Raw genomic sequence first — 4059 nt, 5'->3', positions numbered from 1 at the left:
GTAAAAATCTGCGGCAAGAACTCACGCATGCCGATTTTACCTACAATATAATTTCCCGCCCAAATAAGTACAACCATCCACAAAGCCAATTCCAAGCCCCAAGCGCGACGCACCGCTTCACCTCCTACAAAGAACGGCCGCACTTTTCTAAGCGCGGCCGTCATTGACGCAAAATATTACTTATTCCATTTATGCCGTTGCTGACGTCGCGCGGAACCACCACCGCCACCGCCGCTGCGGCTGCGGTATATCATCCAGCCCACTAAACCTAATACGGCAAAATTCCCCATCCAAGCCTCTAAAATTCCCAAGTCCACAACTACATTGATCGCCGTTAATGCGCCCAAAAGCTTCATGCTATGAGGCACATTCACCAGAGGATCCCGTTTCAGCACCTGATATGCGGCGCCAAGAATCACCAAATCAATGCCCACCCAAATTAAAGGGTGTACCAGCAGCATTTTTATCAGGCTGCCGCCCATTAGCAGGGCAAATACTATTAACCACGTCTGATTCACAGGCACTGTTTCCTCCTCATTCTTCTTTGCCTCTTATCCTATCATCCTCTGGTTACCCGCGTCAACCGCCGCGTCAAATTCCTTCTTGGACCAGCTTCCGATATTCCGCTAGCAACCGCAAGGTGAGCGCTCCCGGCTTGCCATTCCCGATTGTTTGCCGCCCCAGCTTGACTATAGGCATCACTTCTGTGCTGGTTCCTGTTAAAAAGACTTCATCCGCTCCATAAGCAAATTCAGGGGTAACGGCTTTCTCCAAAACGGCGAGGCCTAAAGGTTTAGCGATTCGGTCTAAGACAATCTGCCGGGTAATACCTGGCAAGATCAAATTATTCAAAGGATGCGTCCATAACACTTCATCCTTAACGACAAAACAGTTGCTTGACGTACCTTCCGTAATTTTCCCGTCTCGCACCAGCACGGCCTCATAGCAGCCAGCCTCTTTCGCTTCTTGTTTACCGAGGATGTTCGGCAATAAGTTCAAGGATTTAATATCGCAGCGCAGCCAACGGATGTCGTCCAATACCAGCGCCGAAACACCTTGCAGATGCACATCCTCCTCCGTCTGCGCCTGCGGGCGAATAGTCATCGTGAGAACCGGACAGCTCTGTTTAGGAAAAGCATGACTTCGCGGCGCTGCTCCCCGCGTAAGTTGCAAGTAGATGGCGCCATCAGCAATGCCGCTTTCCCGTATTAACTGCTCGTGCATCTCTTGAAATTCTTCCATCGTATAGGTGACTGGAATTCGCAATTCTCGTAACGAACGATATAAGCGAAACATATGCGCTTCAAAAGCAATCAATCGCCCCTGATGAACTTTGGTAACTTCATACACACCATCGCCAAATTGATAGCCCCGATCTTCCAACAATACTACTTCTTGATCTAATTCCACAATACGTCCGTCAATATACCCCAAAGCCTTCATGTTCGTCTTCCTTTCCTGTCCTCTGATTAATGATAATCATCTTCTATAATGCTCTCGCTCTTGACCGCAGCTTCTCATGCTTTTAGTATAGTAGTATGCTTGAAGAGCGTCAAATGACCTTTTTCTAATAATTTGACATTTTCCAATCTATCAGTACCTATAGTTTCGCAAATACAGCGATAATCGAGGTGTTTCATGGCCAAAATACACTTATTTTCTCTAGAAGCCACTAGAGGCATTGCTATGCTTGGAGTAGTCGGCATTCACACAGGCGCTTTTTCTCTTTCCTATGCGCAGCCGGATATTCATCTGTTCGCCCTGTTGGAAATCGCCAGCCGTTTTAGCGTACCCATCTTTTTTTTCATTTCCGCCTTCGGCTTATTTTTAAACGATGACTTGGAGCAACCTTTTCAATACGGGCGCTTTCTGATTCGGCGCCTACGGACCGTTCTGATTCCCTATCTTACCTGGTCTCTTCTCTATATGACACACTATACTTACACAAGCGGCGACGAGCACATCTGGGATGATCCTTTTTTACAATCTTATTTCCTCTTTGGCTTAGGATCCTATCAACTATATTTTTTGGTCATCTTGCTTTGGTTTTATCTCTTCATGCCTTTGTGGCGTCCTCTAGTGCGCCAGCTATCCGGCAAAAGGATCTGGCTGCTTCCCTGCCTTTTTTTTCTGCAGATGGCCTTCAACTATTGGTCCTACGCCCTCTTCCGTCCGCATGAAGAAGATTACTGGCTGAATTTACTTCTCCAATACCGCCTCAGTTACTGGCCGTGGCATTATGTATTTCTCTTTTTACTAGGAGGTGTTTGCGCCGTCCGTGTATCTCAATTTCGCAAGCTCCTGCAACGATATTTTTCATCCCTGTCTTTTGCCGCTTTGGCTTCTTTGGGCCTATTGCTTGGCTACTACTACATACTGGTCCTTCAGTTGTCTTATTCTCTGGAAGACGCTGTCAATGCCGCGCAGCAGCTCAGCCCCCCCGGCATGCTGTATACCCTTGGCGCCACCTTTTGGCTCTTCGCCCTCTTTGATCGTCCCCTGCCCGGCTCGCTTTCCTGGCTCCTTTCCCTTTTGGGACGGCATTCTTACTTCGTATACCTCGTGCATCCTTTTTTTATGTACTATGCCATGGAATGGCTTACCGACGCTTCGCTGGAACTGACTCCGGAACGCATTCCTCTCTTTTTCCTCTGGGCTGCCGGCGGCAGTCTCTGCGCCGCCATAGCCTTTCGTTTTCTCAGCCGCTTTATCCCCGGACTCTCCTGGATTCTCACCGGTTCTGGATCTCGTCGATGAAAGAAAAAAAGAAGAAGCGTAAAAGGGCTCTCGCTCTTACGCTTCTTCTTTTCATTTCTGATCACATAGTTTACTTGATTGCATGCTCGCATAAAATAGCATGCGCCTCGTCCGCTTCCGATTCAAGAACCAGAATCTCATGCAAGCCGTCATTGGCGGCTGCCATGGCACCCGCAGGCCGGATGTTGGCCAAAATTCCTTCTTGGCACAGCAACTCTTTCAGTTGTTCCGCCTGAGCACGGTTTGTGGCAATATAAATGACAGTCCACATACGCTTTTCTTTGCCTCCTAAATTCCTGGCTCGCTGTAATTCAGCCTCTTTTGGTCTCTTCCACTGCCCGGATCAACGCCGGGATGATTTCCAACACATCTCCCACAATACCAATGTCGGCCATGCGAAAAATGGGAGCATCCGGATCTTTGTTCACAGCCACCACAATATCGGCACCGCCAATGCCAGCCAAATGCTGCACCGCACCGGAAATTCCACATGCAAGATACAGTTTAGGTCCAACGGCTTTACCGCTTTGGCCCACTTGGACCACATGCGATTGCCAGCCCGCATCTACCGCCGCCCTGGAGGCGGCTACAACACCACCCATAGCGTCAGCCAACTGCTGCAGCAATTGAAAATTTTCAGCACTGCCCATGCCTCGGCCTCCGGCAATAATAACCGAAGCTTCCTCCAGCTTGACTGCCGCCATCTTTCCAGGTCGAAATTCTAAGATTTTCGCCGCCAGCGACGGCAAGAGCACTTCTTGACGAACGGAAGAACCGCTTCGTCCCGGTTGTTGCCTGGGCCGCTTAAAAATTCCAGGCCGCACCGTTCCCATTTGCGGATATTTATCGCTGACAATGGTTGCCATAATGTTACCGCTAAAAGCCGGCCGCGTCCAAACAATTCGCCCCGAATCCTCTTGATAGGCCACACTGGTGCAATCTGCGGTCAACCCAGTTTGCAGTCTTGCTGCAACCCGAGGCGCCAAATCCCGCCCATTGGCCGTAGCGCCCAAAAGGAGGGCTGCTGGCTTATGCTCTGCCGCCAAGCTGCTCAGAGCGCTTGCATGCCCATCTGTAGTATACGGCTGCAAGCCGGGCGCTATCGCATTGTAAACCAAATCTGCGCCGTAAGCAAAAAGAAAGGGTTCCCATTCCTGGGTTCCATACGAACAGACAACAGCCGCCAAGCTCTGCCCAGCGGCATCAGCCAACGCCCGACCGACTCCCAAAAGTTCTAAGGAAACACCCCGGAGATCACCCGGTCCGTTTCCTTCTATATATACCCAGATATCCTGCCATGCC

Annotated in this window: 5 protein-coding genes; 1 reads left to right on the top strand and 4 read right to left on the bottom strand. The window is 49.9% G+C overall.

What is annotated here, in order from left to right; all coding sequences use genetic code 11:
* Positions 1-176: 176 nt before the first annotated feature.
* Positions 177-518 carry a hypothetical protein gene (locus PHF27_RS13620; RefSeq protein ID WP_026319368.1) on the bottom strand — a complete coding sequence of 114 codons (342 nt, stop codon included), beginning with the start codon at positions 516-518 and terminating at the stop codon, positions 177-179.
* A gap of 73 nt (positions 519-591) precedes the next feature.
* A complete protein-coding gene (gene dat / locus PHF27_RS13615; protein ID WP_018702486.1) occupies positions 592-1443 on the bottom strand; it encodes a D-amino-acid transaminase in 852 nt (283 codons plus the stop codon).
* A 195-nt stretch (positions 1444-1638) separates the two neighbouring features.
* Here dat and PHF27_RS13610 point away from each other — a divergent pair, with 195 nt between their 5' ends.
* Entirely contained in the window at positions 1639-2757 is a 1119-nt protein-coding gene (locus PHF27_RS13610; protein WP_300071196.1) for an acyltransferase, read from the top strand.
* Between the two features lie 70 nt (positions 2758-2827).
* Here the strand turns inward: PHF27_RS13610 and PHF27_RS13605 are convergent, their stop codons facing one another.
* Both PHF27_RS13605 and PHF27_RS13600 read right to left on the bottom strand, forming a co-directional pair.
* Entirely contained in the window at positions 2828-3028 is a 201-nt protein-coding gene (locus PHF27_RS13605) for a DUF2007 domain-containing protein (RefSeq protein WP_018702484.1), read from the bottom strand.
* 40 nt (positions 3029-3068) lie between these two features.
* A partial coding sequence (locus PHF27_RS13600) for an electron transfer flavoprotein subunit alpha/FixB family protein (protein ID WP_363320074.1) occupies positions 3069-4059 on the bottom strand: 991 nt, incomplete at its 5' end.

Origin of the sequence: Anaeromusa sp. (assembly GCF_028691475.1) — a bacterium.
GTDB lineage: Bacteria > Bacillota > Negativicutes > Anaeromusales > Anaeromusaceae > Anaeromusa.
The sequence above is the reverse complement of the archived record's forward strand: the minus strand, read 5'-3'. Positions and strand labels throughout refer to the sequence as shown.

Bases quoted from the DNA above. Each gene is read 5' to 3' on its own strand.
- dat (WP_018702486.1), bottom strand. From the start codon at position 1,443: ATGAAGGCTTTGGGGTATATTGACGGACGTATTGTGGAATTAGATCAA.
- PHF27_RS13610 (WP_300071196.1), top strand. From the start codon at position 1,639: ATGGCCAAAATACACTTATTTTCTCTAGAAGCCACTAGAGGCATTGCT.
- PHF27_RS13605 (WP_018702484.1), bottom strand. From the start codon at position 3,028: ATGTGGACTGTCATTTATATTGCCACAAACCGTGCTCAGGCGGAACAA.